The organism is Pseudomonas veronii, assembly GCF_002028325.1.
In the GTDB taxonomy this organism is placed as follows: Bacteria; Pseudomonadota; Gammaproteobacteria; order Pseudomonadales; family Pseudomonadaceae; genus Aquipseudomonas; species Aquipseudomonas veronii.
The window spans coordinates 1,173,981-1,199,768 of record NZ_CP018420.1 but is presented as its reverse complement, the minus strand read 5'-3'; the positions used below and the strand labels follow the sequence as shown (position 1 = coordinate 1,199,768).

General features: G+C 62.6%; 26 protein-coding genes. 12 read left to right on the top strand and 14 right to left on the bottom strand.

Annotated features, from left to right (window positions below; translation table 11 throughout):
- The first annotated feature begins 102 nt into the window (after positions 1 to 102).
- On the top strand, positions 103 to 882 hold the full coding sequence (locus tag PverR02_RS05490) for an IclR family transcriptional regulator (protein ID WP_046384607.1): 780 nt from the start codon (positions 103 to 105) through the stop codon (positions 880 to 882).
- 1 nt (position 883) lies between these two features.
- Here the strand turns inward: PverR02_RS05490 and dacB are convergent, their stop codons facing one another.
- From dacB to PverR02_RS05450, 8 genes are all read right to left on the bottom strand, one after another.
- The gene (gene dacB / locus PverR02_RS05485) at positions 884 to 2,341 is read right to left on the bottom strand and encodes a D-alanyl-D-alanine carboxypeptidase/D-alanyl-D-alanine endopeptidase (protein ID WP_079444988.1); all 1,458 of its coding nucleotides are present in this window, start codon (positions 2,339 to 2,341) and stop codon (positions 884 to 886) included.
- Between the two features lie 130 nt (positions 2,342 to 2,471).
- Positions 2,472 to 4,886 carry a TonB-dependent siderophore receptor gene (locus tag PverR02_RS05480; protein ID WP_079442903.1) on the bottom strand — a complete coding sequence of 805 codons (2,415 nt, stop codon included), beginning with the start codon at positions 4,884 to 4,886 and terminating at the stop codon, positions 2,472 to 2,474.
- 111 nt (positions 4,887 to 4,997) lie between these two features.
- Complete coding sequence (locus PverR02_RS05475) at positions 4,998 to 5,933, bottom strand: glutathione S-transferase family protein (protein ID WP_017848670.1); 936 nt, start codon at positions 5,931 to 5,933, stop codon at positions 4,998 to 5,000.
- A 76-nt stretch (positions 5,934 to 6,009) separates the two neighbouring features.
- Positions 6,010 to 6,285: a GIY-YIG nuclease family protein gene (locus PverR02_RS05470; protein ID WP_026140234.1), complete on the bottom strand. Its 276-nt coding sequence runs from the start codon at positions 6,283 to 6,285 to the stop codon at positions 6,010 to 6,012.
- A gap of 36 nt (positions 6,286 to 6,321) precedes the next feature.
- Entirely contained in the window at positions 6,322 to 6,792 is a 471-nt protein-coding gene (locus PverR02_RS05465) for a nuclear transport factor 2 family protein (protein WP_079444987.1), read from the bottom strand.
- Positions 6,793 to 6,892: 100 nt separating this feature from the next.
- Positions 6,893 to 7,531 carry a DUF1120 domain-containing protein gene (locus PverR02_RS05460; protein ID WP_167379479.1) on the bottom strand — a complete coding sequence of 213 codons (639 nt, stop codon included), beginning with the start codon at positions 7,529 to 7,531 and terminating at the stop codon, positions 6,893 to 6,895.
- 227 nt (positions 7,532 to 7,758) lie between these two features.
- Positions 7,759 to 8,394: a response regulator transcription factor gene (locus PverR02_RS05455; protein ID WP_026140231.1), complete on the bottom strand. Its 636-nt coding sequence runs from the start codon at positions 8,392 to 8,394 to the stop codon at positions 7,759 to 7,761.
- Between the two features lie 181 nt (positions 8,395 to 8,575).
- Entirely contained in the window at positions 8,576 to 9,403 is an 828-nt protein-coding gene (locus PverR02_RS05450; RefSeq protein ID WP_186351966.1) for a response regulator, read from the bottom strand.
- A gap of 414 nt (positions 9,404 to 9,817) precedes the next feature.
- Here PverR02_RS05450 and PverR02_RS05445 point away from each other — a divergent pair, with 414 nt between their 5' ends.
- The 8 genes from PverR02_RS05445 to PverR02_RS05410 all read left to right on the top strand — a co-directional run bounded on the left by PverR02_RS05445 (position 9,818) and on the right by PverR02_RS05410 (position 17,645).
- Positions 9,818 to 10,447, top strand: coding sequence for a DUF1120 domain-containing protein (locus PverR02_RS05445; RefSeq protein WP_017848664.1), 630 nt, complete (start codon positions 9,818 to 9,820; stop codon positions 10,445 to 10,447).
- A 44-nt stretch (positions 10,448 to 10,491) separates the two neighbouring features.
- A complete protein-coding gene (locus tag PverR02_RS05440) occupies positions 10,492 to 11,112 on the top strand; it encodes a DUF1120 domain-containing protein (RefSeq protein ID WP_079442901.1) in 621 nt (206 codons plus the stop codon).
- 64 nt (positions 11,113 to 11,176) lie between these two features.
- Complete coding sequence (locus tag PverR02_RS05435; RefSeq protein ID WP_017848662.1) at positions 11,177 to 11,803, top strand: DUF1120 domain-containing protein; 627 nt, start codon at positions 11,177 to 11,179, stop codon at positions 11,801 to 11,803.
- Between the two features lie 56 nt (positions 11,804 to 11,859).
- A complete protein-coding gene (locus tag PverR02_RS05430) occupies positions 11,860 to 12,486 on the top strand; it encodes a DUF1120 domain-containing protein (protein WP_017848661.1) in 627 nt (208 codons plus the stop codon).
- Between the two features lie 79 nt (positions 12,487 to 12,565).
- A complete protein-coding gene (locus PverR02_RS05425) occupies positions 12,566 to 13,288 on the top strand; it encodes a fimbria/pilus chaperone family protein (protein WP_017848660.1) in 723 nt (240 codons plus the stop codon).
- Positions 13,289 to 13,412: 124 nt separating this feature from the next.
- Complete coding sequence (locus PverR02_RS05420; protein ID WP_079442900.1) at positions 13,413 to 15,851, top strand: fimbria/pilus outer membrane usher protein; 2,439 nt, start codon at positions 13,413 to 13,415, stop codon at positions 15,849 to 15,851.
- 10 nt (positions 15,852 to 15,861) lie between these two features.
- Entirely contained in the window at positions 15,862 to 16,986 is a 1,125-nt protein-coding gene (locus tag PverR02_RS05415; protein ID WP_079442899.1) for a DUF1120 domain-containing protein, read from the top strand.
- A gap of 17 nt (positions 16,987 to 17,003) precedes the next feature.
- Positions 17,004 to 17,645 (top strand): DUF1120 domain-containing protein, encoded by a 642-nt coding sequence (locus PverR02_RS05410; protein ID WP_079442898.1) that lies wholly within the window; start codon positions 17,004 to 17,006, stop codon positions 17,643 to 17,645.
- Here PverR02_RS05410 and PverR02_RS05405 read toward each other — a convergent pair.
- Together PverR02_RS05405 and PverR02_RS05400 are read right to left on the bottom strand one after the other, a co-directional pair.
- Positions 17,642 to 18,907: a CynX/NimT family MFS transporter gene (locus PverR02_RS05405; protein WP_079442897.1), complete on the bottom strand. Its 1,266-nt coding sequence runs from the start codon at positions 18,905 to 18,907 to the stop codon at positions 17,642 to 17,644. The genes PverR02_RS05410 and PverR02_RS05405 overlap by 4 nt on opposite strands.
- Positions 18,897 to 19,556 (bottom strand): FadR/GntR family transcriptional regulator, encoded by a 660-nt coding sequence (locus PverR02_RS05400; RefSeq protein WP_079442896.1) that lies wholly within the window; start codon positions 19,554 to 19,556, stop codon positions 18,897 to 18,899. Before PverR02_RS05400 ends, PverR02_RS05405 begins: the two co-directional genes overlap by 11 nt.
- A gap of 159 nt (positions 19,557 to 19,715) precedes the next feature.
- Between PverR02_RS05400 and PverR02_RS05395 the strand changes: the two genes are divergently transcribed.
- Positions 19,716 to 20,027: a type II toxin-antitoxin system MqsR family toxin gene (locus PverR02_RS05395; RefSeq protein ID WP_017848654.1), complete on the top strand. Its 312-nt coding sequence runs from the start codon at positions 19,716 to 19,718 to the stop codon at positions 20,025 to 20,027.
- The gene (locus PverR02_RS05390; protein ID WP_046384619.1) at positions 20,024 to 20,512 is read left to right on the top strand and encodes a type II toxin-antitoxin system MqsA family antitoxin; all 489 of its coding nucleotides are present in this window, start codon (positions 20,024 to 20,026) and stop codon (positions 20,510 to 20,512) included. The genes PverR02_RS05395 and PverR02_RS05390 overlap by 4 nt, the downstream gene beginning before the upstream one ends.
- A 64-nt stretch (positions 20,513 to 20,576) precedes the next feature.
- Here the strand turns inward: PverR02_RS05390 and PverR02_RS05385 are convergent, their stop codons facing one another.
- From PverR02_RS05385 to PverR02_RS05370, 4 genes are all read right to left on the bottom strand, one after another.
- Positions 20,577 to 21,341 carry an amino acid ABC transporter ATP-binding protein gene (locus PverR02_RS05385; RefSeq protein ID WP_003171943.1) on the bottom strand — a complete coding sequence of 255 codons (765 nt, stop codon included), beginning with the start codon at positions 21,339 to 21,341 and terminating at the stop codon, positions 20,577 to 20,579.
- An 11-nt stretch (positions 21,342 to 21,352) separates the two neighbouring features.
- Entirely contained in the window at positions 21,353 to 22,450 is a 1,098-nt protein-coding gene (locus tag PverR02_RS05380) for an amino acid ABC transporter permease (RefSeq protein WP_017848652.1), read from the bottom strand.
- 10 nt (positions 22,451 to 22,460) lie between these two features.
- Entirely contained in the window at positions 22,461 to 23,642 is a 1,182-nt protein-coding gene (locus PverR02_RS05375) for an amino acid ABC transporter permease (RefSeq protein ID WP_079442895.1), read from the bottom strand.
- Between the two features lie 72 nt (positions 23,643 to 23,714).
- Entirely contained in the window at positions 23,715 to 24,746 is a 1,032-nt protein-coding gene (locus tag PverR02_RS05370; protein ID WP_010564018.1) for an amino acid ABC transporter substrate-binding protein, read from the bottom strand.
- Positions 24,747 to 25,091: 345 nt separating this feature from the next.
- Here PverR02_RS05370 and PverR02_RS05365 point away from each other — a divergent pair, with 345 nt between their 5' ends.
- Positions 25,092 to 25,748: an alpha/beta hydrolase gene (locus PverR02_RS05365; RefSeq protein ID WP_017848649.1), complete on the top strand. Its 657-nt coding sequence runs from the start codon at positions 25,092 to 25,094 to the stop codon at positions 25,746 to 25,748.
- Positions 25,749 to 25,788: the final 40 nt, after the last annotated feature.

The following is a 25,788-nucleotide window of genomic DNA, read 5'->3' as shown; positions in this document are numbered from 1 at the left end:
AAGTTGTTTTTATCGTAATCCAGTTACGCATAACGTAATTTGATCGCTGTCGACCGTCAAGCTATAAAGACGCCCACTCATCTCTCGGATTCCCGTTGCCCCATGGAAAAGCCCCGCGACACCGGTAAACAGAAAGTCCGCTCGGCCGAAGTGGGCACCGACATCCTCAAGGCCCTGGCCGAACTGTCGCCCTCCACCTCGCTGTCGCGCCTGGCCGAGCATGTGCAGATGCCGGCGAGCAAGGTTCACCGCTATCTCCAGGCCCTGATCGCGTCGGGCTTCGCCGAGCAGAACAGCGCCACCAACCATTACGGCCTGGGTCGCGAAGCGTTGCGCGTGGGCCTCGCCGCACTGGGCAGCATGGACGTGCTCAAAGTCGGCGCCCTGCCCCTGGCCGAGCTGCGCGACGAGTTGAATGAAACCTGCTTCCTCGCGGTGTGGGGCAACCAGGGTGCGACCGTGGTGCAGATCGAACCGGCGGTGCGCGCGGTCACCGTGGTGACGCAACTGGGCTCGGTGTTGCCGCTGCTCAGTTCATCCACCGGGCTGGTGTTCAGCGCCTTTTTGCCAGCGCGGGAAACCATCGAATTGCGCGAGCGCGAGATCCAGGCGGGCATCGCCCACGCCCTGGCGGACGACCAGGCCTACGCCAGCGCCTGCGAACAGATCCGCGCGCGTGGCTTGCACTTTGTGCATGGCCTGCTGATGCCGGGTGTGGATGCGTTGTCGGCGCCGGTGTTCAACGCGGTCGGCCAGGTGGCGGCGGTGATGACCGTGGTCGGCCCCACCTCGCTGTTCCATGCCGATGAAGACGGCCCGGCGGCGCAGCGCCTGCTGGCGGCGACCCGGGCGGTGAGTTGGCGGATGGGCTACCAGCCCTGAGTCAGTCGCGCCATTGCGTCAGGGCGACCGCTAGGCGGTTCTCCAGAGCGCGGACCGGTGCGGCGTCGCTCAGGTAGTTGTTGCTGATCATCGAAAACACCAGGCGCCGCCCGTGGGCGTCGGTGAGGTAACCGCTCAATGACGACACGCCGCCCATGGAGCCGGTCTTGGCATGCAGGTTGTCTTGCGCCGGCGTGCCGCGCAGGCGATAACGCAGGCTGCCGCCGCTCATGCGCGCGGGGTTGCCGGCAATCGGCAAGGCGTTGTACCACGCGTCGAACCAGGGTTGCCTGGACGTCGCCAGCAGCAGGTCGGTGAGCGTCTGCGCCGACACCAGATTGCGCCGCGACAACCCCGAACCGTCCACCTGATTCAGGCTCGCCGGGTCCAACCCCTGGCGCCGCATGAACGCCGCCACCGCCGCCACGCCCGCCTGCGCGGTTCCGGCGTTCGCGGTCTGGCGGCCCATGGCCTTGAGCAAGGCTTCGGACATGTTGTTGTTCGAAAGTTTGAGCAGCGGCGTGATCAGTTCCTGCAACGGGGCCGATTGATGCTCCGCCAGCAGCCGCGCCGTCGCCGGACTGCTGCCTCCGATCACTCGACGGCCCAGCACCTGGATGCCCTGCTGCGCCAATGCCTGTTCAAACAGATTGGCCACCAGTTGCGTCGGTTCCCACACACTCACCCATTGCCGGCTGTGCTTGCCCGGCGCCAGCGCGCCCGTGAGTTGCAGCAGGTTGGTGCCGTGCTGGCGCGTGATCCCATAGCTGTTGCCGGGGCCGCTCACCGCGCGGTTGCTCAGTTGCACGTAATCGGTGGCCGGGCTGATCGCCACACTGACCGGCTGGCCGGGGCTCATGGGCGCGGTGGCGGTGACCATCAAGGTGCCCGCATCAAAATCAGAATTGGGTGACACGGTCAGCGCCGAAATCTGCGCGCCGTAGTAGGTGCTTTCATCGTCCTGAGCCCAATCCACGCCGAGGCGCTGCGCATCGAACCAGCTGTCGTCGAACACCAGGTCGCCCTGCACCTGACGCACGCCCTGGCTCGCCAGTTGCGCGGCGAGTGCCTGGTAATCGGCGAACTGCGTGGTCGGGTCGCCCAGGCCGCGCAGGTACAGGTTGCCGCTCAGGCGCTCGCCTTGCTGCGTGCCGTCGCTCAGCAGTTGGGTGGAAAACCGATACTGCTGGCCCAGCACGTCCATCGCCGCCGCGGTGGTCAGCAGCTTGAGGTTGGAGGCCGGCACCAGCCGCGTGCGCGGGTTGTGTTGATAGAGCGTGTTGCCGCTGCGGGCGTCGCGCACCACGAGTGAAACCGTGGCGCCATTGAGGGCCGGGTCGGCCAACAGGCGGTCCAGGGTTGAAGGGCCGGCGGTCGGCGCAACGCTGGCGCAGCCCCCCAATAAAACGCTCAAGCCGACCAGCATCGCGCTGGTGTGTAACCCTCGTGCAAACCGCATCAGTACCGTTTTCCGCAAAGCCGTCAGTGGCGGCAACGCTAACAGCTCATGCCGTTTGTGGCGAGAGAGCGTGCTCGCGCTGGAGGGCGAAGCGCCCCTGACAGGCTCGACCACTGCCCTCGCCGCCGGCTCAGAACTCCAGCGTGCTGGACACCGACACCTGCCGCGCATCCCCCATCGACACAAACACCGAGCTGGCGGCCGAGGTGTAGTAGGTGCGATCGAACAGGTTCTTCACGTTGAGCTGGAACTTGACCTTCTGCCCTTCGATTTTAGTGTCGTAGCTGGCAAACAGATCGGCCACGGTATACCCCGGCAGATTGAAGCTGTTCTTGGCATCGCCTTCGCGCTGGCCGACGTAACGCGCACCGGCACCGACGCGCAGATCATCGCCGCCAAGCAGGCTGCCGACGTCGTACACCGCCGACAACGAACCGGTGTGTTTGGCGACGTTCTGCAGGCGCTTGCCTTGCAGCGCCGGGTCTTTGGTGACTTCGGCATCGGTATAGGCATAGCTGCCGATCAGGCTCCAGCGGTCGCTGAGCTGGCCGCTGGCGTCCAGTTCCAGGCCACGGGAGCGCACTTCGCCCGCCACGCTGTAGACCGTTTCCCCACTGACGGTCTCGGACACCAACACATTGCGCTTGGTGATATCGAACAATGCCGCACTGGCGGTGATGCGCCCCGGCATGTCGAGCTTGGTTCCCAACTCCCAGGCCTTGGACTCTTCCGGCTGCAGGTCGCCCTGAAGCACGCTGCCATCGTTCAGCGCGGCAATGGTCGAGTTGGGTTTGAACGACTCGGTGTAGCTGCCGTAAAACGACAGTTCGTCGGTGTAGCGGTACACCAGGCCGGCACGCGGCACCCATTTCTGGCCATTGCCGTCGGTATTGGCCTTGAACGGCACGCCTTTGCCGGCGTATTGGTCGTACATCTGATAGCGCGCGCCGCCCACCAGAATCCACTGGTCGGTCAGGTGAATCGCATCCTGGAAGAACAGTGAGTCACTGCGCAGCAAGTCGGTCTGCGCGCTGTCCTTGGCGCTCACCGTGGTGCCTTGCACATCGTTGCCATACACCGGATTGACGTAGCTGAAGGCACTGCGCTGCGCCTGGCGGATCAGTTCGGCGCGATAGATCTTGCGATACTCATCGTCGAGGCCGAACACCAGATCATGCTGCATGCCGCCAAGCTTGACCTTGCCTTCCAGGCTGGCCGTGGCGAAGCGGTCGGTGGTCAGCGCACCACGCGTGCCGTCCATGCTGCGGGTCAAGGTGCCGTTGCTGTTGACCGAGGCGATACGCACCTGGCTGGCGTCATAGGTTTCGCGGTTCCAGCTGTAGCCGACGTGCGCCTTCCAGTCGTCGTTCAGGTCGTGATCGGCCTCCAAGCGATACAGGTCGGAGCGGCCTTCCATGTTGTTGAACGGCTCATCCAGGCGCCGGGTGGCGGGGATGTCCAATGGGTGATTGGTCTTGGGGTCGATGGCGGTGCCCCGGTCGAACGGCGAGAGAAACTCGCGGTGTTCGTATGCAAACACCACCTGGGTGGTGTCGCCATACCAGGCCAGGGATGGCGCGATCAGGCTCTCGCGGTGAGTGCCGTAGTTGCGCCAGTAGTCTTCGTCCTCGTGGTCGACGATCAGGCGATACGCCAGCCCGCTGTCGCCGATGGGCCCCGTGGTGTCGAGGTTGCCGCCGCTGCCGTTCTTGCCGTTGCCGAAGGTGGAGCCACGGACGGTCAAGGAGGTGGACTGCAGCAACTGCGGCTTTTTGCTGACGATATTGACCACGCCGCCCGGGTCCTGGATGCCATACAGCAGCGACGACGGGCCCTTGAGCACTTCAACCCGTTCGGCCGTAGCGTTCAGCGCCCGGCCCTGCACCACGGGCATGCCGTCCTGCATGATCGAACCGTTACGGTTGTCGCCAAAGCCGCGCAGCATCACCGCATCCTGGGTGCTGCCGAGGGTGTTGGCCTGGGTGATGCCGCTGATATTGGCCAGGGCGTCATCCAGGTTGCGCGGTTGTTGATCACGCAGCACTTGGGCGGGCACTACGTTGACGGTTTGCGGGGTCTCCAGCAGCAGGCCACGGGAACGCATGACCGAGCTGGTGGGTGGCGGCTGGTAGCTGGTGCTGTCGGCGGGTTCGGCGACCGCGCTGATGGTGGTGGCGCCCAGGTTCAGCGCGCCGTCGCTGGGCACCGGCTCCAAGGCCAGGGTGCGGGCGTCGATCTGGCGGAAGGTAAAACCGGAGCCGCCCAACAGGCGTTGCAAGGCCTGGGTCGCGCTCATCGGGCCGCTGACGGCCGGGGCATTGAGGCCGTAGGGGGCTTCGTCGGTGTAGATCACACTGAGCCCGGTGACCCGGCTGAAATCACTGAGCGCCTGGGGCAGCGGCTTGGCCGCCAGGGCAAAGTTGAACTGGGCACTTTGTTGTTCCTGCGCCTGCGCCACACTCAGGGGCAGCAGTGCCAGCCCCGATACCGTCAAGACCGAGGCTCCCAGCCACTGTTTAACCCAACCGCCCGCCGTCGATTTCATGCTTGTGAGCACCCGTGTAGAAAACGCTGTTAATGCGAATAGATCGCAGTTTCAAGCACTACACGGATGGGCGTCGGGTTTACCTCACCTCCGGTTGAAAATAATCCGGTTTTATTGCGCCTGAATGCAAAAACCCAGGCGCGGGAAGTGAACATGCACGGTGCCGCCGCGTTCGTCGGTACGGCGCAGGATCAGTTCTTCGCGGCCGGCAAACAACAACTCACCGAGCACCGGGTCGGTGCCGTAGTCGGTGGCCGCAATGCTCACCTGCTGGCCGGCCGTGAAGCCATTCAAGTCCTCGAACACTTCAGCGGGCAACGCCGCCGGGGTGGCGTGACGCGCTACGTCAAGGGCTTGCTCGGTGCTCATCTCGGTGGCGGTGCCATGGCCAAAGCTCAGCACCCGGTCGAGCCAGGTGGCAACGGCGGGATGTGCGTCAACCAACGGCGCGGTCACCACCGAGCCTTTGAGGAACCACAGCGGATGGGCCAGGGCAAAGTCGGCAATCGAAGGCTCACCGAACAGAAAATCTCCCTCTTGATGCTGCAATTGCTGGTCGATGCGGCTGATGATCGCCGGCCATTGATGCTTGGCCTGCTCCAGATGCAGACGGGCTGCGGTGCCGCCGCTGAACAGCTTGGCACGATCGGCCACCAGCACTTTGAGCATTTCGGGCGGCACTTTGGCGAACTTGGCCGCCAAGGATTCGGGCTGGAATACCAACGCCACGGCATGGGCAAACACCACCGAATCGGCCCAGGCGGCGAACCCCTGGGCGACCAGTTCCAGGCCTTGGGGAAACAGCGCCGGCCCGGCTTTTTCCTGTTCCAGGCGGTGCGCGATCAGTGCTGTGTCACAGTAGATGTCGGCGCCGATCTGCAGCACCGGAGTCTTGCGATAGCCGCCGGTGAGGGCGATCAGGTCAGGCTTGGGCATCACCGGCGAGATCAGCACCGAGCGCCAGGACAAGCCCTTGAAGCCCAGGAGCAGGCGGGCTTTTTCCGCGAAAGGGGATTGCGGGTAGTGGTGCAGGATCAACTCAGACATGCCAGGCTCCGCTCAATTAAATGAGCGTTCAGCTTAGCCTGCAAAATCACGCGTGGGTGAAATAGGCCCCCATCAATCAGGTCAATGAGCCACTCGCCGCCAGGCATTCCTTGGCGCTCTTCTTCAGTTTTTTGATCAAGCGTTCCTGGCGCAGCGCCTCGCCCTTGCTTGCACACTGCTCGGTGTACACCAGCGCGACGGCGGGGCTGGAGAGGAAAAACCGCGCGCCCTTGCCGCTTTGATGGGAGGCAAACCGGCGCAGCGGATCATTGCTGATGCCGCAATACAGCGAGCCGTTGGCGGCACGCACCAGGTACACGAACCAGGGCTTGGGTTCAGGAAGATCAGTCACGGGTCGATTCGGCAAACCAGAGGAGCGCCAATCTTATCAACGACTGGCCTGAAATGCCCTCAGGCCTTTGAGCGCCTGGGCGCGCACGGCGTTTTTCAGCGCGGGCGACCAGCCCAGCAGCAGCCCCTTGAGGCCCAGGGCCTGGCGCGACCAGCGCCACAGGTCGAAGTGGTCGTGGTGTTCGCAGATCTTGCCGTCGCGAAACACGAAGCGTGCGCCGATGTCGTTGACCACCGTGTTGCCGGTCGCGCTGAACAGGTACGTCGCCACCCAATGGGCGCTGCCGGTGGTGTCATCGCTGCGCACATGGTCGAAGGTCAGGGAAAAGTCCTTGGCCCGCGTGGTGAGCATGCGCCACATATCCCCGGCATCGCGCCCGCGCAGCTCGCCGAACGCCGGGTCGCTGAACACCACGTCGTCGGTGTAGCAGGCGGCCATGGCTTCGGCATCCAGATGTTGGAAGGCCGTATAGAACTCGGTGATCAGGACGTTGTGGGCATCACTCATGGGCAACATTCGCACGATGGTCAGGGGTGCTGAACGATAATCCTCGTAACACGGGAAAGCCATGGTTATTCGTCACGAGAATAAGTGATGCCTGGCGGGGTTAAAGGTAGATAACGTCCAAAGTGGCGCTGCCGTCTATCTGGATTTCTTCCTCACCCGGCAGAGAGTCTTTGGGCGCGAGGACTGTACTCAACATCAGGTCTGTCTTAAGGGTCGTCACTGCCACGGGAATTATATTACCGTTACTCACGGTGCGCAGCCAACGTGGTTGCCACGTTGCGTTATCGGCAGCAAACCACGTCTCTTTATCGATGGACTCAATCACGGCTCTCGGTTGTTCGTCGGCTGTCACATCGTTCATCTTAAGTTCGTACCTGCCGATCTTTTGCCCACCACTTGCCAAGCCCAAACCATACACGGTGAGCGGGTCATGTGACGGTGATTGAACAGCCGCAGTTCCGGCTCGATTGTCCAGACTCCTGACTGCCATCAAAGTCGGCGCGTCACAAGTAACCTCCAAGGTTATCGTCGCCGCTGGCAGTACCATCTCCCCCAGTCTAGGAAAATCGTTGATCGAGATCTTCCCATAATCCACCGTACCGGCATCAGATAAAGTTGGCGTACAGGCCGACGGAATGATAGTACCGACCACGCTGACATCCACACTGGATGCGGCCATTACATTAGAAACACCGGCCAGCAAAAACGCGGCGGCAACAAGTACACGGGACGGTTGCATAATAGGCTCACTTTCGGTCATTACTTGATAAGCCAGGCAAGCGCACAGACGCGCTTACTTTAACTCGCCAGCAAGACAAAACTATTAGAATGAAGTGTATGCCCCGACCAAACAATGCCAGGACAACCATCACAAGTTAAGGGATAACTCATTCAAACTTAATACAAGTAATACGATACTCAGCCACTGCCTGACTCACTCTAGCACCGTCATGAAACTGCAACTTTCTACGGCACCATGCCCGCCGCCCGCGCATAAGCGAACAAATCCACATCGGTGGAGATGCACAGCCGGGTCATCGCGGTGCTTTTCTGCTTGCTGATGGTCGAGATGCTGCGGTTGACCCGCGCCGCGATCTGGCTGACGGTCATGCCGCTGGCGAGCATCCGCACCACTTCGCGCTCTTTGCCGGACAACTGCGGCACGGCTTGCTGATTGCCCGTCCCGGCCTCCGCCAGTTGTGCGCGCAGACACTCGCTGACGAAGGTGCGCCCTTCACTGACGGCGGCAATCGCCAGGGGCAGTTCGCGGGCCGACGCGCTTTTGGCCAGGATCGCCCGCGCGCCCTGGGCAAACGATTCGCGCAACGTGGCGACATTGGCAAACATGGTCACCAGAATCACCGGCAAGTCCGGGTGCCGGCGCCGCATCAGGCCGAGCAAGCCATAGCCGTCGGCTTGCTGGTTACCCGGCATGGCGAAGTCCGTCACCAGGATATCGCACGGGGTGCTGTCCACCAGCGCCAGCAACTGATCCGGGCCGTCGGCCTCGGCGACAACTTTGCACCGGCCATTGGCTTCTATCACCACTTTCTGCCCGATACGCACGATGGGATGATCGTCAGCAATAATTACGCGAAGCATGAGCACCACCATGATGGCAACTTGAATCCGCGCAAAATACTCCCGGATCGGATCGGCAACAACCGCCCCCAAACGCCGTAATGGCAGATAGCCCAGCAATCCCTGGGAGCAGAATTTTACCCCACAGAAAAAAAGGAAATTGCCCACTCTGAAGACCTACAGAAGCCATCGGTCTTAGCTGTCATCCTTTTCCTAACAGCGACAAATATTTCAGATACCCCATCAAGTCGCTGCGCAAGGCGAGCAAGCGCTGAAGGTGCATGGCCACGCCGTCGCGGTTGATCGCCTCGATCAACTGATGACCGCGCATTTCCAGCGGTGTGGCGCCGAAGAACGCCACGCTGCCGATCAAGCGGTGCAAATGCTCGACCGTGGCCTGCGCTTGCAGGCCGTCGGTGGCCTGGGCCAGCGCATGCAGATCGAGCTCGGCCTCATACACCAGGCTCGCCAGGATACCGGGCAGCGCCTCGCTGCAGCCGAACAGTTGCCCCAACCGGCCGCGACTCGGCCAGCGCCCCTCCACCGCCGTGACCGGCTGCGCGGTCTCGCTGATACGCGGGCCGGGCAGCCAGTCGCCGAGGACTTGGCGCAGTTGTTGAAAGGTCACCGGTTTGGCCAGCCAGGCATCCATGCCCGCAGCCTGGCACTGCTGGATTTCGCGCGCGCCCAGCTTGCCGGTGAACGCGATGACCGGCACGCGCTCCGTGCCGTCGCGCAGTTCGCGGCGGCGCAGTTCGCGGGTCATGGCATAGCCATCCATCACCGGCATTTGGCAGTCGCTGAAAATCAGGTCGGCGCGGCTGACGTCCAGAATCGCCAGGGCAGCCTGGCCGTGCGCGCACACTGCAAATGCCAGCCCCAGCCGCTCCAGCATCGCGCCCATCAGCAGGCAATACGCGGGATGATCGTCTACCAACAACACCTTGAGCTCACGCCAATGCCGGGTTGACGCCGGCTGTGCGGCCAGGTCATCCCCTGCTCGGTCGCCTGGGATAGGGCCTGATGACATGACTACCTCAAATTCAATAAGCGCACGGCGCGGGGAACGGCAACCTCAATGGCCGACAGAACATCCGCCGACATAGGTACCGGGTACGGCACGCAACACGCCTGGCTGTTCGAATGTGCTGTGAAGATGTATCGGCCGGAACGCTATTTGAATTAGGCCGCCTGCGCGATACAACAACTACGAAACCCTTATATTTCCTACACACAAAAAAACGAGTTCCGACAAGTCGATTGGGCGTGTGCGACATCCGCCCATTGTCGTATTTGTTGTATTTGCCCGACGCCCTCCCCCCGATAGATTGCCCGGCATCCCCAGAGCGGGACGCGACCGGCCACTCCAGGCGGTCGCCACCTAGTTACCGACGGGTCCCCCTTTGCCCCTCGGCAATCAGTTTTGCATCGGAAGCTCGATCACATGAAAAAGCCCTTAGCCGCATTCACCGCCGTCATCGCCCTTGTCGGCAGCGGTATGACCTTCGCCGCCAGTACCGTGGAATTGACCGTCAAAGGCGTGATTACCCCAAGCGCCTGTACACCGACGTTGTCCGCCAGTGGTGTGGTGGATCACGGTAAGGTCTCGGTAAAAGACCTCAACCTCGACAGCCCGACCAGCCTGCCCACCGCCAGGCTGCAACTCAATGTGGACTGCGAGGCCGCAACCCTGTTTGCGTTGCGCACCACCGACAACCGCGCCGGGTCGTCAATCTACGGTTTCGGCTACGGCCTGGGCCTGATCAACAACCTGCAGAAAATCGGCACGTTCTGGCTCTCCCTGAGAAATCCGGTGGCCGACAACGTCGCCGTCGAGCCCATCGAGTCATTGGATGGCGTGAGCTGGCAAGCCATTGACGATGTGGTTTGGCAAAACCCGTACATGGCGGCGTTTGGCGACAGGTCGAACGGTCAGGATCCCAAGCCGATCCCGATCAAGAACGTGATCAGCGAGCTGGTGATCGACACCCAGATCGCCGCCGCCAACAGCCTGGACTTGAGCAACGAAGTGCTGATCGACGGCTCCGCCACGATCGAGGTCAAGTACCTGTAACTCATCATCCACGCAGGGCATTGCCCAGAGAGGTTGTTCATTTCATGGATAAATATTTCCCCGCATTGTTGGCGAGTCTGCTGCTGGCGAACGTGCCCAGCGCTTTAGCCAGCAGCCAGGCCGAGCTGAGCGTGAGCGGCGTAATTACGCCCAAAGCCTGCACGCCGGGCTTGGCTGAAGGCGGCACCATCGACCACGGAAAGGTGACCGTGCGCGACCTCAACCAAGACCGAGACACGTTGCTGCCGCGCAACACCCTGCACCTGAACGTGCGGTGCGAAGGCTCGACGCTCTTCGCCATGACCACCATCGACAACCGCCACGGCACATCGGTGATCCCCAACCACCACGGCCTGGGCACGACCCCCAACGACGAGAAACTGGGCAGCGTTTCGCTGAGTTTGAGCAACCCCATGGCGGACACCATGGCCGTGCGAACCATCGTGTCGCTGGATGGCGGTACCACGTGGACCCCCGGTACGCAGTTGGGCCACCTCAACCTGCTCGCGGTTGCCGCAATGGACAACCCCACTCAGCCAATGGCCGTGACGATCTTCGACGCAGACATTGTGCTCTACACCCGAATTGCCCGCGCCGATGGCCTGACCCTCACCGACGAAGTCCTCGTCGACGGGCACGCGACCCTTGAGATGAAGTACCTGTAACAGCGTAACCCCCTGTCCCCCTGGACCCCCTGTATTCCTATCCATCCCTGGAGCTTCACCCGTCATGAAAAAGCTACTGCGTACCAGCGTTACCGGCGTACTGATCGGCTGCGCTTTCCCGGTGCTCGCCGCCTCCACCGTTGACCTGACCGTCAAGGGCCTGATTGTGCCCTCGGCGTGCATGCCGAGCCTGTCGGCCGAGACCATCGACGTCGGCCGAGTCTCGGTCAAGGACCTTAACCTGGACACCCGGACCCAACTCACCCCGGTCACCCTGCAGATGGGCATCGACTGCGAAGCCTCGACCCTGTTTGCCCTGACGGCCACCGACAACCGCACCGACTCGGCAAACAGCATCATCGAATATGGCATCGGTAAGACCAGTGCCGGTCAGCGTATTGGCGGCTACGTCATGTTCCTCGACCAGGGCGTCGCCGATAGCAACTCCGTCAGGCTTATCCAGTCGGCGGACAACGGCGCCACCTGGAACTCTTATGGGGCAGACACGGGATGGCAGACCAATCGATGGATCTCGATCCAAGAGATCGGCGCACCGCGGGTGCCTGTGCCGGCCCAGAACACGCAGGTGGCGCTCTCGGTCAAGCCATTCATCCTGCCGGCCCAGGGTCTGACGATTACCGAAGACACGGTGATCGACGGTTCGGTCACGGTCGAAGTCCTCTACCTGTAACGCCACCGCCTTGCCCGATGCCCGTACCACCCGTTCAACACCAGGTAACTCAAGCCATGAACCTGCTTACTCGCTTGCCGGCCCTCACCCTTCTGTTGGCGGCAGCGCCCTTGGCCTTCGCGCTCTCGAGCGTGGAGTTGGACGTCAACGGGCGAATCACCCCCAGCGCGTGCAGCGTATCGCTGTCGGACAACGGCCTTGTCGACCACGACAAGATCCTGGCGACGACGTTGCATCCGAGTGAGTTCACCGTGCTGCCGAACCAGCAGATGGGCTTGAGCATCAGTTGCGAAGGCCTGGTGTTGTTCGCCCTGGTGGGCATCGACAACAAGCGCGAGTCATCGCTGGCGCCGGATTATTTTTATGGGCTGGGCATGAACCCCCATGCCCCCGACGAACGCCTCGGGTCGGTCAGCCTGTCGTTGCGCGGCCCGGTAGGCGATTCGCAGCCGATGCAAACCCTGACCTCATCCGACCAGGGGGCTAGCTGGAAGCCCGAACCTAACATGTACCCGCGTCTGTTGATGGGCTTTGCCCGGGCCGGCGATACGCTGCCCGCGCCGATCCGGCAATTGGTGGCGTCCCTGCGGGTCGACACCTCGATCAGCCCGGCCAACACCTTGACGCTCCACGAAGAGGTGCCCCTCGATGGCTCGATCACGCTGGACCTGCGTTACCTCTGACACCGTGCCGTCGGCGCCCCGGTCACCCACCGCGCGCATGTCGGCCCATTTGAAGCGCCCTGTATAGAAGAGCCCTGTTATGAACTCGTTTTTTTCCGTTTGGCGCTGGCTGCCGCGTCTCTGCTGCGTGGCACTGGCCGTACTCGGTGCAACCGTCGCGCGTGCCGACGGCATGGTCCCGGACACCTCGGTGGTGATCGTCAACGAGGCCGATGGCGAGGCCACGGTCTCGGTCACCAACACCGACACCAAAATGGCCTTGCTGCACGTCACCCTCGAAAACATCCCCGAGGACAGCGACACGCTGCTGTTCGTGACTCCACCCCTGACCCGCGTCGAGGCGTCCAAGAGCCAGTTGGTGCGCTTCATCCTGCAAACCCAGGCGCCGCTGCAAACCCAGCGCCTCAAACGGGTGATTTTCGAGGGCATGCCCGCCCAGCGCGACCCGGCCCAGCTCGGGCGCGCGCAAGTGGGCGTGACCGTGCGGCAGAACCTGCCGGTGATCATTCATCCCAAGGGGCTGGCGCCAAATCGCACGCCGTGGCTGGGCCTGCAATGGACCTTGAAAGCCGACCAGCTCAGCGTCCACAACCCGTCCCCGTATGTGGTGCGCCTGGCCCAGGAGCTGCAACTGCTGCCCGGCAATGCTTCGGCGATGCTGCCGCGCACCTATGTGCTGCCCGGTGAAACGCTGACCGTCACCGCCAGCGGCGCCGGCGCCGGCGCCACCAGCGTGCGCCTGCAACCGGCCACAGTGTATGGCTTTGCGGTCGCGCCCCACGACGCGCCCATAAGCCTGTGATGCAACGGCGCCCAGGGACACGACGGCGCCACTATCACGAAGTGGCCACCCACTGAAGGCCACCGGGAAGACCTGACGCGATAGGGAATCACGCCGGGTACTTCCATCATCCGAGTGCATTTGTGTGAACACAGTCATCCATTACCGTGACGGCAAAGCCGTGCCCGGCGTTTCACCGCGCCTGGCATTACTGGTGCTGACGCTCAGTCAGGGGTTGCTGACGAACCTGGCATGGGCAGAGCAGTCGTCGACAGGTTCGTTTGATCCACAGACCCTGCTCCAGCGCGGCATCGATCCCGAACTCGCCAGCCTGCTGATGCAGACCCCGCGTTTTACCCAGGGGCGCCATGCGCTCAACCTGACGGTCAACGGCCAGCGGCGCGGGCGCGTCGATGTCAGCGTGGATCAGCACGGCGCCACATGCTTCGACCCGCCGCTGCTGGACGCCGCGCAGTTGGTGACACCGTCTTCGGGCCCGGCAGAAGAAAGCAGTTGTTATGCCTTTCTCGAGCAATACCCACAGACCGTGGTCGAGCACGACCCAGCCAACCTGAGCCTGAACCTGGTGGTGCCCACCCAGGCGCTGCGCCCGCTCACCCAGGACATTTCCGGCTATCAGACCGGCGGTTTCGCGGCGCTGCTCAACTACGACGTGAGCGGCCTGTACAACCATTACCGCGATGATTCCAGCCGCTTTGGCTCGGCCAATACCGAGGTCGGCTTCAATGCCGGCGACTGGATCGTGCGCAGCCGCCAGGTACAGACCTGGCAGGACAGCCGCTCAAGCACCACCCATCTGGACGCCTACGCCCAGCGCACCTTCGCCAGCCACCAGGCGGTGTTGCAGGCCGGGCAGATCAACCTCTACAACCCGGTGCTCGCGGGTGCGCCAATCACCGGCGTGCAGGTGCTCACCGAACAGGCCCTGCAGGATCAGAACCAGGGCGCGACCATCAACGGCATCGCCAACGGCCCGGCGCAGGTGGAAGTGCGCCAGAACGGCGCGTTGATTCACTCCACAGTGGTGCCCGCCGGCCCGTTCAGCTTGAGCAATGTGCCGCGCCTCAACGGGCGCTCCGACGTCGAAGTCACCGTCAAGGAAAGCACCGGCGAGGAACGGCGCTTTACCGTACCCGCCGCCATGCTCGGCCTGGGGCTGCCCGCGCCCGGCTACTCGGTGGCGGCCGGGCGGGTGCGCAATATCGGCGACGGCCCGGGCGCCGAACCCTGGGTGCTGAGCGCCGGCTGGAGCGCCGCGCCGCATCCGCAGCTCAGCTTCGGCAGCGGGCTGTTGGCGGCCGCGGATTATCGCTCGGCGGGCCTGAGCCTGGGCCTGTTGCCGCTGCCTGACAGTCAGGTGCAAGTGGCCGTGGTCGCCTCCGAAGCCTCGCGGCGCACCCAGGAACGCGGGGTGCAGACCGACCTGTCGTGGTCGCACAAACTGAGTGAGCGCTGGGCCTTCACGGCAGCCAATTCCTGGCGCACCCAGGGCTACCGCGACCTCACCGAATCAACCTACATCGCCGACACCCGCGAGCAGCAACGCGCGCGTTACCGCGACCAGCAGAGCGCCACCAGCTCGTGGTCGCACCCGTGGCTGGGCGCCTTCAGCGCGGGGGTTTCCCGTTCGTCCTCGTTCCAGGGCGACAGCAGCAGCCGCGCCCTCGCCTCCTGGGGTACGCAGGTCGCCGGTATGTCGATTTCCACCACCGCCGAATGGCACATGGGCGGGCGTCGTTACAACGACGACAGCCTGTACCTGACGGTCAGCCTGCCCCTCGGCGAAAGCCGCCGTGGCCGCGCCTGGGTGCGCAATTCCGGCGGCGAGCACCGCACCGGGATGGGGCTCAACGAGCAGATCAACGACCACTTGGCGTATCGCGTCGGCGTCGAACATGACACCCGCGACCGCGAAGTCGAATCGTCCCTGGGCGTGTCGGCCCTGCCGTTCTACAGCCAGTTGGACTTCAACTACACGCGCGCTGACGCCGAACGCTCCAGCTACCAGGGCGGCGCACGCGGCGGGATGGTGCTGCACGCCGACGGGTTGACGTTCTCGCCCTACCCGGTGCGCGACACCTTTGCCGTGCTGGCGGTGGGCGACATGCCCGGGATCAAGGTCAACACCCCCAGCGGCCCGGTGTGGACCGACTGGCAAGGCCAGGCCGTGGCGCCTCAGCTCAGCGCCTATGGGCGCAGCCCGCTGGAAGTCCACACCCGTTCGCTGCCGCGCAATGCCGACATCCACAACGGGCTTGCGGTGGTATCGGCAGGCCGCGGCGCGGTGGACCGCATCGAGTTCGGCGTGTCGCTCACCCGGCGTGCGCTGCTGACCCTGGACACCCCGATGCCACGCGGCTCGACCGTGACCACGGAGGACGGCGAGTTCATCACCCTGGTCCAGGAAGGCAACCAAGTGTTCTTGCCCGACGTGCTCGACACCCGCCCGCTATGGATCAAGGCCCCTGACCAGCCGCGCTGCCACTTGCGCTTTGAACTGCCGGCCAAGGCCGACCCCCACGTGTATTTCGAAACCGCACCGGCCCGCTGCCAGCGACCTTGAGGACCCCAATATGAAGCTTCAACACAGCCTGGCAGCCCTGCTGCTGTTCGCCGGCACGGCCCTGGCCGAGAACGACTGCCGCCTGGACCTGAGCGAATCGCGCCTGGATTTTGGCCTGATGAACCGCGCCGTCGCGTCAGCACCGGCAGCGGAACACCTGCTCGGCGAACGGCGCCTGTCCTTGACCTTGAACTGCCCGCAACCGGCTGACATGAGCCTGTTCTACCGCGCCCTGGCTGCCGGCACCGAGCGCTTGCGCTTGGGCGACGGCGGCAGTTACCGCGTGCAAGTGCATGACGCGGTGCTCGATGGCCACGCGGTGCAACTCGGCTTGCTCGCCGGCCCAGGCCAGGCGCCCGCGCAAATCGGCACGAGCCTGGCCTGGCGCGCCGACCACGGCATCGTCCCGCTGCACGACGGCCAGCCCGCCACCGGGCGCAGTTTTGCCGCGCAACTGCAGGTGAGTGCGTGGGCGCGGGACGAAGCGATCCGCGTGCGCGATGCCGAAACCTGGGAAGCCTCGGCGCAGGTGGACGCGCCCACCTCCGGGCGTTCACGGGAATTGCAGCTGCAAGCGCGCTTCGCACCGACGGCCTGCACGCCCACCCTGACCAACAACGGCACGGTGGACTTCGGCAAGTTGTCGGTCAGCGACTTGCACCGCGACAAAGACACCGCCCTGCCCGCCCGCGCGCTGAGCCTCACGGTCAGCTGTGACGGCCCGACTCCGTTTGCCCTGGTCATGCACGACAACCGCGCCGGCTCAGCCACCGGCGGCATCGATGAAACCGCCTACGGCCTGGGCCTGGATGCACGCGGGCAGAAAGTCGGCCGTTATTACCTGCTGGTCGACCCCGCCCGGGCCAGCGCCGACAACCTGTCCCAGCTGTATCGCACCGACTCGACCACGGGCGGCGCCGCCTGGAGCAGCGCCAGCGCCAGCGCGATCCCCTTGGGCGCGCGCAGCCTCCTCGGGTTTACCGCCACGGCCGGCAGCACCGAAGGCCCGAATGCCCTGCAAAACCTCAGCGCATTACTCAGCCTGAAAGCCTTCATCGCGCCGCTCGACAGCCTGGACCTGCGCAGCGAAGTGCGGCTCGACGGTTCGGCGACCCTGGAAATCACCTACTTCTAAGCCCCTCGGAGCCTCCCATGATTGCTCGCTACCTGATCCTCGTGCCCCTGTTGTTCAGCCAACCGGCGCAGGCCGCCGCCCCCGTCGACCTGAACGTCAACGGCCGGATCATCCCGGTGTCCTGCGCGCCAAGCCTGTCGGCCAACGGCGTGGTGGATTTCGGCAAGATCGCCCAGCAAGACCTCAACCTCACGACCGGCACGCGGCTGCCGATCAAGTCCCTGAACCTGACGGTGATCTGCAACGGCCCGGTGCGTTATGCCTTGCGCATGCACGACAACCGCGACGGCTCGGCCCACGTCAACAGCGAGATTTATTACGGGTTGGGCCTGGACAAGAGCGCGAACAAGATCGGCGTGTACTCGCTGACGTTCGATCCGCAGCAGACCGTGGTGGGTGGCGTGGCCGAGGTCTACGGCACCGAGTCCACCACCGGCGGCGTGGCCTGGCGCGCGGCCAACCGCAACCCGATCAACATCGGCGCCAAGAGCCTGCTGGGCTTCACCGACACCGCGGGCAGCACCGCCGGCCCCATGGCGATCCAGAACCTGACCAGCACGCTGAGCCTGGAGACGGTGATCAACGCCAAACAGAATCTGGACCTGAGTACCGACATCCTCATGGACGGTTCGGCGACGCTGGAGGTGGAGTACCTCTAGACTTTCTCGCTGCTGACCTCGACGTACCGCGCGCGCCCCGCACCGAGGCCGGCGACGATGGCGCCCAGGCCGATCACCGCGAAGACCCAGCCGGTGGCGGCCCAGCCGCCGGTCCAGTCGTGAATCAGGCCCACCGCGAGCGGGCCCAGGGAGGCCAGGGTGTAACCGAAGCCCTGGGCCATGCTCGACAGGTTGGCGGCCACGTGGGCATCCCGCGAGCGCAGCACGATCAAGGTCAGCGCCAGGCTGAACGTACCACCCTGCCCCAGGCCCAGCAGAATCGCCCAGCCCCACAGCCCGTCGAGGGGCGCGTACAGGCAGCCCATCAGCCCGCCGAGGGTCAGCAGCATCACCACCACGATGGCCAGGCGCTGGTCCTTGCCGCGCGTGGCCAGCCAAGGCGCGGTGAGGGCGCTGAGCAGTTGCACGATGATCGAACCGGACAGCGCCAGCCCGGCATCGGTGGCGCTCAGGCCGCGGTCGATGAGGATCGACGGCACCCAGCCGAACACGATGTAGGCCAGGGACGATTGCAGACCCATGTACAAGGTCACTTGCCAGGCCAGCGGATCGCGCAGCAAGCCCTTCACCCGGTAGGCGACGCGATGCGCGCCGTGCTTCTGCCCGACTTGCGGCAACCAGCACAGCGCGGCCAGCAACGCCGGCACCATCCAGAAGCCCAACCCGATGCTCCAACGGTTGCCGAAGGAGTCGCTCAAGGGCACCGAGGCCCCCGCCGCCAACGCCGCGCCCAGGCACAGCGCCATGGTGTAGACCCCAGTCATCGCGCCCGCCTGCCTGGCGAAGTCGCGCTTGACGATACCGGGCAACAACACGCCGATGATGCCGATGCTGGCCCCGGCGATCAGGCTGCCAACAAACAACCCGACCTCACCGAACGCACTGCGCAGCAGAATACCGCCGGCCAGCGTCAACAAGATCCCCAGCACCACCCGCTCGGCACCGAAGCGCCGAGCGAGGAGCGGCGCCAGCGGCGCGAACAGGCCCAGGCACAGCACCGGCAAGGTGGTCAGCAGACCGGCCCTGGCCGCCGACAAGCCCAGGCTGGCCGAGACCTCACTGAGCAGCGGCGACAGGCTCGACAGCGCCGGGCGCAGGTTCAGCGCCACCAGCACCAGGCCCAGCAGCAACAGCCATGGCCGGCTCGTCGGCGGGGGGCTGTGCTGGACTGCATCGTCGTCGGCCTCGGCGTCGATCAGCAATTCTTCCAACTCAGGCGTGCGTGGGGCGTCAGGGTTCATTGATCAACTGCCGGCAAAGGGATTTGGCGCGCTCCGGGTCTTGCTGCGCTACGGCATCAAGCAAGGCGGTGTGCAGGTCGAACACCGCCTGGCGACGCGGCGAGATGTTCAGGGTCTGGCGCAGTTGCGCGCCGATGATGCTGGAAAAGTACCGGTACAACTCGCTCAACGCCGGGTTGTGCGCCGCGTCCACCAGCCGTTGGTGGAATACCAGATCGGCGCTGATGTAGGCCTCCAGCTCACCGTGATACAGCGCGGCGCTGGCATCAAGCGCCTCGAGCAACCGGTGCAGGTCTTGCTCGGTGCGACGCAGGACGGCCAGACCGATGGCCTCCACTTCCAGGATCTGCCGCGTCTCCTGCGCCTGTTCCAGGCTGCAATGGGATAACGCGCGCATGGCGCCCAGCGGGTCCGTCATCGAACGCAGGTAACTGCCGTCGCCCTGGCGGACCTCGATCAATCCAGAGAATGCCAGCACCCGCATGGCCTCGCGCACGGTATTGCGGCTGATGCCCAGTTCCGCCGCCAGCTCAGGCTCGGTGGGCAGGCGCTCGCCGATGGCCCACGTGCCTTGGGTGATGCGCTGGCGCAGCTGCTCGAGGGCTTGGTCGACCAGGGAGCGTTTGATCAGCGGGGAGATGTCTGTCATGAGGTTTGCGCTTTCGTCCAATCATAGGATGAATTTACCTACAGCCTATTCGGACTTGTCTACAAAGGCAACGCACTAGGGTTTTCAGGCAGGGAAACGGAGCAGTATTTTCGATTGTTAAAATTACCCTTAAAGGGTAATTTCAGCCTTAGGTGTCTTATGGAAAAGTACACACCTCATTACGATTTGGCGGTGATAAAGGCGGATGTCATCAGGTTGGGTAGCAGAGCATTCACCGCAAGCGCGCGGGAGGCGGCTCGACAACTTGAGTTGAACATCGGCCAGATGCGACTCGCGGTCTGCGCCCTTGAGAATCGAATGTTGTACAAGTCAATGACGACCTATTCAGACCACCGTGTGTGGCAGGACGTCTATCTGATCAAGATTTACGCTACGGAGATTTACATCAAAGTGACTTACCGCCCAGGTGGTGGTCCTCCCGTAATCTCCTTCAAGGAGAAAACCTTATGAAAACCCAACAATGCGTGAGCTGCGGAACCCATGACGCAATGCAGCATTTCGAAGGTCGCAACTTCACGATCAACACACGCGGCATGATCCGGGATATCCCTGATATTGCAGGCTGGGAATGCCAGGCCTGTCACGAGGTCGAATTCGATTCGGACACCGATAGCGCAGAGCGTTATTCCGATGCCAGCGATAAGTTGTTAATGGATGCCAGGACAATCATCGCCGCCGAAATGAAACGAATTCGCCGCAAATTGCATCTGACGCAGAAAGACGCGGTGAGGCTATTGACCGGCCGCGGCCATAACGCATTTTCCCGCTACGAAAGGGCTGAGATCTTTCCGCCCGCGCCACTGCTCACATTGATGCGTCTACTGGATAAACATCCGCATCTATTGGCCGAAATAGAGGCACTCAATGCCGGCGAAGACCTGAACCATCTGCTGATCGCAAAAGATGCGCAGCTTGCAACTCAAGCGTCCGCGTAAAAACAGCAGGCAAAAATAAACCCGGCCTGGTGCCGGGTTTATCGCTTCAAGCATCAACCATCGATCAATGCAGAATCTGGCTCAAGAACAACTTGGTCCGGTCATTCTGCGGGTTGTCGAAGAAGTCATTCGGCGCCGCCTGTTCCACGATCTCGCCCTTGTCCATGAAGATCACGCGGTTGGCCACGGTACGGGCGAAGCCCATTTCGTGGGTCACGCACAACATGGTCATGCCGTCTTCGGCCAGGCCGATCATGGTGTCGAGCACTTCCTTGACCATTTCCGGGTCGAGGGCCGAGGTCGGTTCGTCGAACAGCATGATTTTCGGTTTCATGCACAGCGCCCGGGCAATCGCCACGCGCTGTTGCTGGCCGCCGGAGAGTTGCCCCGGAAACTTGTGGGCCTGCTCCGGGATACGCACGCGCTCCAGGTAGTGCATGGCGATTTCTTCGGCCTTGCGCTTGGGCATCTTGCGCACCCACATCGGTGCCAACGTGCAGTTCTGCAGGATGGTCAGGTGCGGGAACAGGTTGAAGTGCTGGAACACCATGCCGACTTCGCGGCGGATCGCTTCGATCTGCTTGAGGTCGTTGGTCAGCTCCACGCCATCGACCACGATGCGGCCCTGCTGGTGTTCTTCCAGGCGGTTGAGGCAGCGGATGGTGGTGGACTTGCCCGAACCCGACGGGCCGCACAGCACGATACGCTCGCCCTGCTTGACGTTGAGGTTGATGTCTTTCAATACGTGGAACTGGCCGTACCACTTGTTCACGCCCTGCATCTGGATAATGCCTTCAGGGCTCACAGGCTGTTTGATCGCTTCGCTCATAACATCAACTCCTAACGCTTGTGGCCTGTGTCGAGCTTATGTTCCAAATGAATGGAATAGCGCGACATACCAAAACAGAAAATCCAGAACACCAGGGCGGCGAACACGTAGCCTTCAGTGGCCATGCCCAACCATTTTGGGTCGGCGGCGGCTTGCTTGACGCTGTTGAGCAGGTCGAACAAACCGATGATGATCACCAGGCTGGTGTCCTTGAACAGCGCGATAAACGTGTTGACGATGCCGGGGATCACCATCTTCAGGGCTTGCGGCAGAATCACCAGGCCCATGCTGCGCCAGTAACCCAGGCCCATCGCCGCGGCCGCTTCGTACTGACCTTTGGGAATCGCCTGCAAGCCACCGCGCACCACTTCCGCCACGTAGGCCGACTGGAACAGGATCACGCCGATCAACGCCCGCAGCAGCTTGTCGATGCCCATGCCTTCGGGCAGGAACAACGGCAGCATCACCGAGGACATGAACAGCACCGTGATCAACGGCACGCCGCGCCAGAATTCGATGAAGGTCACGCAGACCACACGAATCGCCGGCATGTTCGAACGCCGCCCCAGCGCCAGCACAATCCCCAGCGGCAAGGCACCGGCGATGCCGACGGTGGCGATGACCAGGGTCAGCATCAGGCCGCCCCATTGGCTGGTGGCCACGCTGGTCAGGCCGAAAATGCCGCCACGCAACAGGAAGAAGGCAATGATCGGGTACAACACCAGAAAGCCCAGGCCGTAGATCGCCTTGCGTGGAAAACGCGAGATGAACAACGGCGCCACGCCCACGATGGCCAACCACACGGTCAGGTCTACGCGCCAGCGCAGGTCGCCGGGGTAGTAGCCGTACATGAACTGCCCGAAGCGCTGTTGGATAAACACCCAGCAGGCGCCTTCTTTGGTGCAGTCGGCGCGAGTGGTCCCGACCCAGTTGGCGTCGAGAATGGCCCAGTGCAGGATCGGCGGCACGACCAGGTAGATCAGGTAAAACGCCAACAAGGTCAGCAAGGTGTTGAGCCAGCTGGAAAACAGGTTGGCGCGCATCCATGCCATCGGCCCGAAGACTTTGCTCGGCGGTGGCATATCAGGTTTGAACGTATGCGAACTCATGCTCGTTTCCTCACCGCTCGATCAGCGCAATGCGCTTGTTGTACCAGTTCATCAGCAGGGAAATGCTGATGCTGATCGCCAGGTACACGCTCATGGTGATGGCAATGACTTCGATGGCCTGGCCGGTCTGGTTGAGCACCGTGCCGGCAAACAGCGAAACCATTTCCGGGTAACCGATACCGGCGGCCAACGACGAGTTTTTCGCCAGGTTCAGGTATTGGCTGGTCAGCGGCGGAATGATCACCCGCAGGGCTTGCGGGATGATGACCTTGCGCAGCGTCGGCCCGGGGCGCAGGCCCAGGGAGCGTGCGGCTTCGGTCTGGCCGTGGCTGACGGACTTGATGCCCGAGCGCACGATCTCGGCGATAAACGCCGCGGTGTACACGGTCAGCGCCAGGGTCAGCGCCAACAGTTCAGGGATCAGTACCCAGCCGCCGACGAAGTTGAAGCCTTGCAGCTTGGGCATTTCCCAGTGCAACGGCGCGCCGAAGACCAAGGCGCACAATGCCGGGATCACGATGAACAGCGCCAGACCCGCCCAGAACTTGTGGAAGGGAACACCGGTCGCTTCAAAGCGCTTGTTGGCCCAGCGGGTCATCAGCACGACGGCCACGATGGCCACGACCACGCTGACCACGAACGGCCAGAACCCGTCGGCGGCCAGCGCGGCCGGCATGTTCAGGCCACGGCTGCTGACGAAGAACGTGTCGCCGAAGTTATGGCTGTTGCGTGGCCCCGGCATGGTCAGGAACACCGCGAAGTACCAGAACAGGATTTGCAGCAACGGCGGGATGTTGCGGAACACTTCCACGTACACCGTCGCCAGCTTGTTGATCATCCAGTTGGGCGACAAGCGGGCCACGCCGATGATGAACCCGAGCAGGGTCGCCAGGACCACGCCGATCACGGTCACCAGCAAAGTATTGAGCAGCCCGATCACAAACACCCGGGCATAGCTGTCCGATTCGGTGTAGTCGATCAGGTGCTGCGCGATGCCGAAGCCGGCACTGCGCTCAAGAAAGTCGAAGCCCGAGGTAATGCCCCGGTGTTGAAGGTTGGTCTGGGTATTGTTGAAGAGGTACCAGCCCAGCGAGACCACCGCCACAATCGTGATGATCTGGAAGAGCCACGCACGCACTTTGGGATCGCTGAAGCTGAGCTTCTGCTTTGGTGCGCCGATTTTATTTTGCATGAAGTGCCCCGGAAAGAATGGAACAGAACATCACCCGGCGGTTGGCCCACCGGGTGATAGAACCATCAGCGATCAGCGCACAGGGGGTGCGTATTGAATGCCGCCGTTGTTCCACAGCGCGTTCAGGCCACGGTCGATTTCCAGTGGCGTGCTCTTGCCGAGGTTTTTCTCGAACACTTCACCGTAGTTGCCGACCTGCTTGACGATCTGTACGACCCAGTCTTTCTTCACTTTCAGGTCTTTGCCGTATTCGCCGTCGGCACCGAGCAGACGCGCAACGTCCGGGTTCTTGGTGGACTTGGCTTCAGCTTCGACGTTTTTGGAAGTGATACCGGCTTCTTCCGCGTTGAGCATGGCGTAGCCAACCCAGCGCACGATGGCCAGCCACTCGTCGTCGCCATTACGCACGACCGGGCCCAGCGGTTCCTTGGAAATGGTTTCCGGCAGAACCACGTAGTCTTTCGGCGAGGCCAACTTGCTGCGCTGGGCGAACAGTTGGGACTTGTCGGAGGTCAGCACGTCGCAACGCCCGGACTCCAGCGACTTGGCGCTTTCGTCGGAGGTGTCGAAGGTGATCGGGGTGTATTTCAGACCGTTGCCACGGAAGTAGTCGGAAACGTTCAGCTCGGTGGTGGTACCGGCCTGGATGCAGATGGTTGCACCGTCCAGTTCCTTGGCACTTTTAACGCCCAGCTTGTTGTTTACCAGAAAGCCGATGCCGTCGTAGTAAGTGATGAAGCCGGGGAATTTCAGGCCCATGCCCGCATCGCGGGAGCTGGTCATGGTGGTGTTACGGGACAGAATGTCGACTTCGCCGGATTGAAGCGCGGTGAAACGCTCCTTGGCGTTCAACTGGCTGAATTTGACCTTGGTCGCGTCGCCGAACACAGCAGCGGCTACCGCGCGGCAGAAGTCAGCGTCGATCCCGAGGATCTTGCCGCTGGCATCCGGTACCGAGAAACCCGGCAAGCCGTCACTCACGCCACATTGCACAAAGCCTTTCTTCTGCACGGCGTCCAGGGTGGCGCCGGCTTGGGCGAAACCACTGACACCCAATACAGCGGCCGCGGAAACGATGGCCAGGGTGGATTTCAATACCTTCATTCAAACCTCCAGTTGCTCTTGTTGTGTCGGAGCTAGAACCTCAGCGCACCCTTATGAGGCGATATCGACCCGTGTTGGCTTTTATTAGGGTCAAGCAGCATGAGGCAGTCGCAGTAATTCCAGTTGCTATCCCACAAACGGCAGTCACTGATAGTGTTACCGTCCCAGGAAAGATCTGACATCGACCTACACATAGCAAAGCGCGTACCAGAGTGGCTGCTGAGTCGATTCAGCCCAAGGTCAATGGCAAAAGATTCAACCTTGCGACATTCTCGTAACAGATCAAACTATTGCGCACCGTTCCGTCGCACCCAATCGGAGCGCACGCACATTAATGGAGCAGACATGAGCAACCCCTTGATTCTTCAGCCCACCAAGCCTGCAGACGCCTGCGTAATCTGGCTGCATGGCCTGGGTGCCGATCGCTACGACTTCCAGCCGGTGGCCCAAGCGCTGCAGGAAAACCTGCTGACCACCCGCTTCGTCCTGCCTCAAGCACCGACCCGCCCGGTGACCATCAACGGCGGCTATGAGATGCCCAGTTGGTACGACATCAGGGCGATGAGCCCGGCGCGGTCCATCAGCCTGGAAGAGCTGAAAGAGTCGGCCAAAATGGTCACGGATTTGATCAAGGAACAAAAAAGCAGCGGAATAGACGCCTCGCGGATTTTCCTGGCGGGTTTCTCCCAGGGTGGCGCCGTGGTGTACCACACCGCTTTCCATAAATGGCAAGGCGCCTTGGGTGGCGTGATTGCCCTCTCCACTTATGCGCCGACCTTCGACGACGAGCTGGAATTATCCGCCAGTCAGCAGCGCATTCCGGTCCTTTGCCTGCATGGCCAGTACGACGAGGTGGTGCAGAACGCAATGGGACGCAGCGCTTACGAGCACTTGAAGACCCGTGGTGTCACCGTGACATGGCAGGAATACCCAATGGGTCACGAAGTGTTACCTGAAGAGATCAGCGATATCGGTACGTGGTTGGCCGAACGACTGCGCTGAACACCGCCGTTTATTTAGCCACATGACAGACGCACTACGC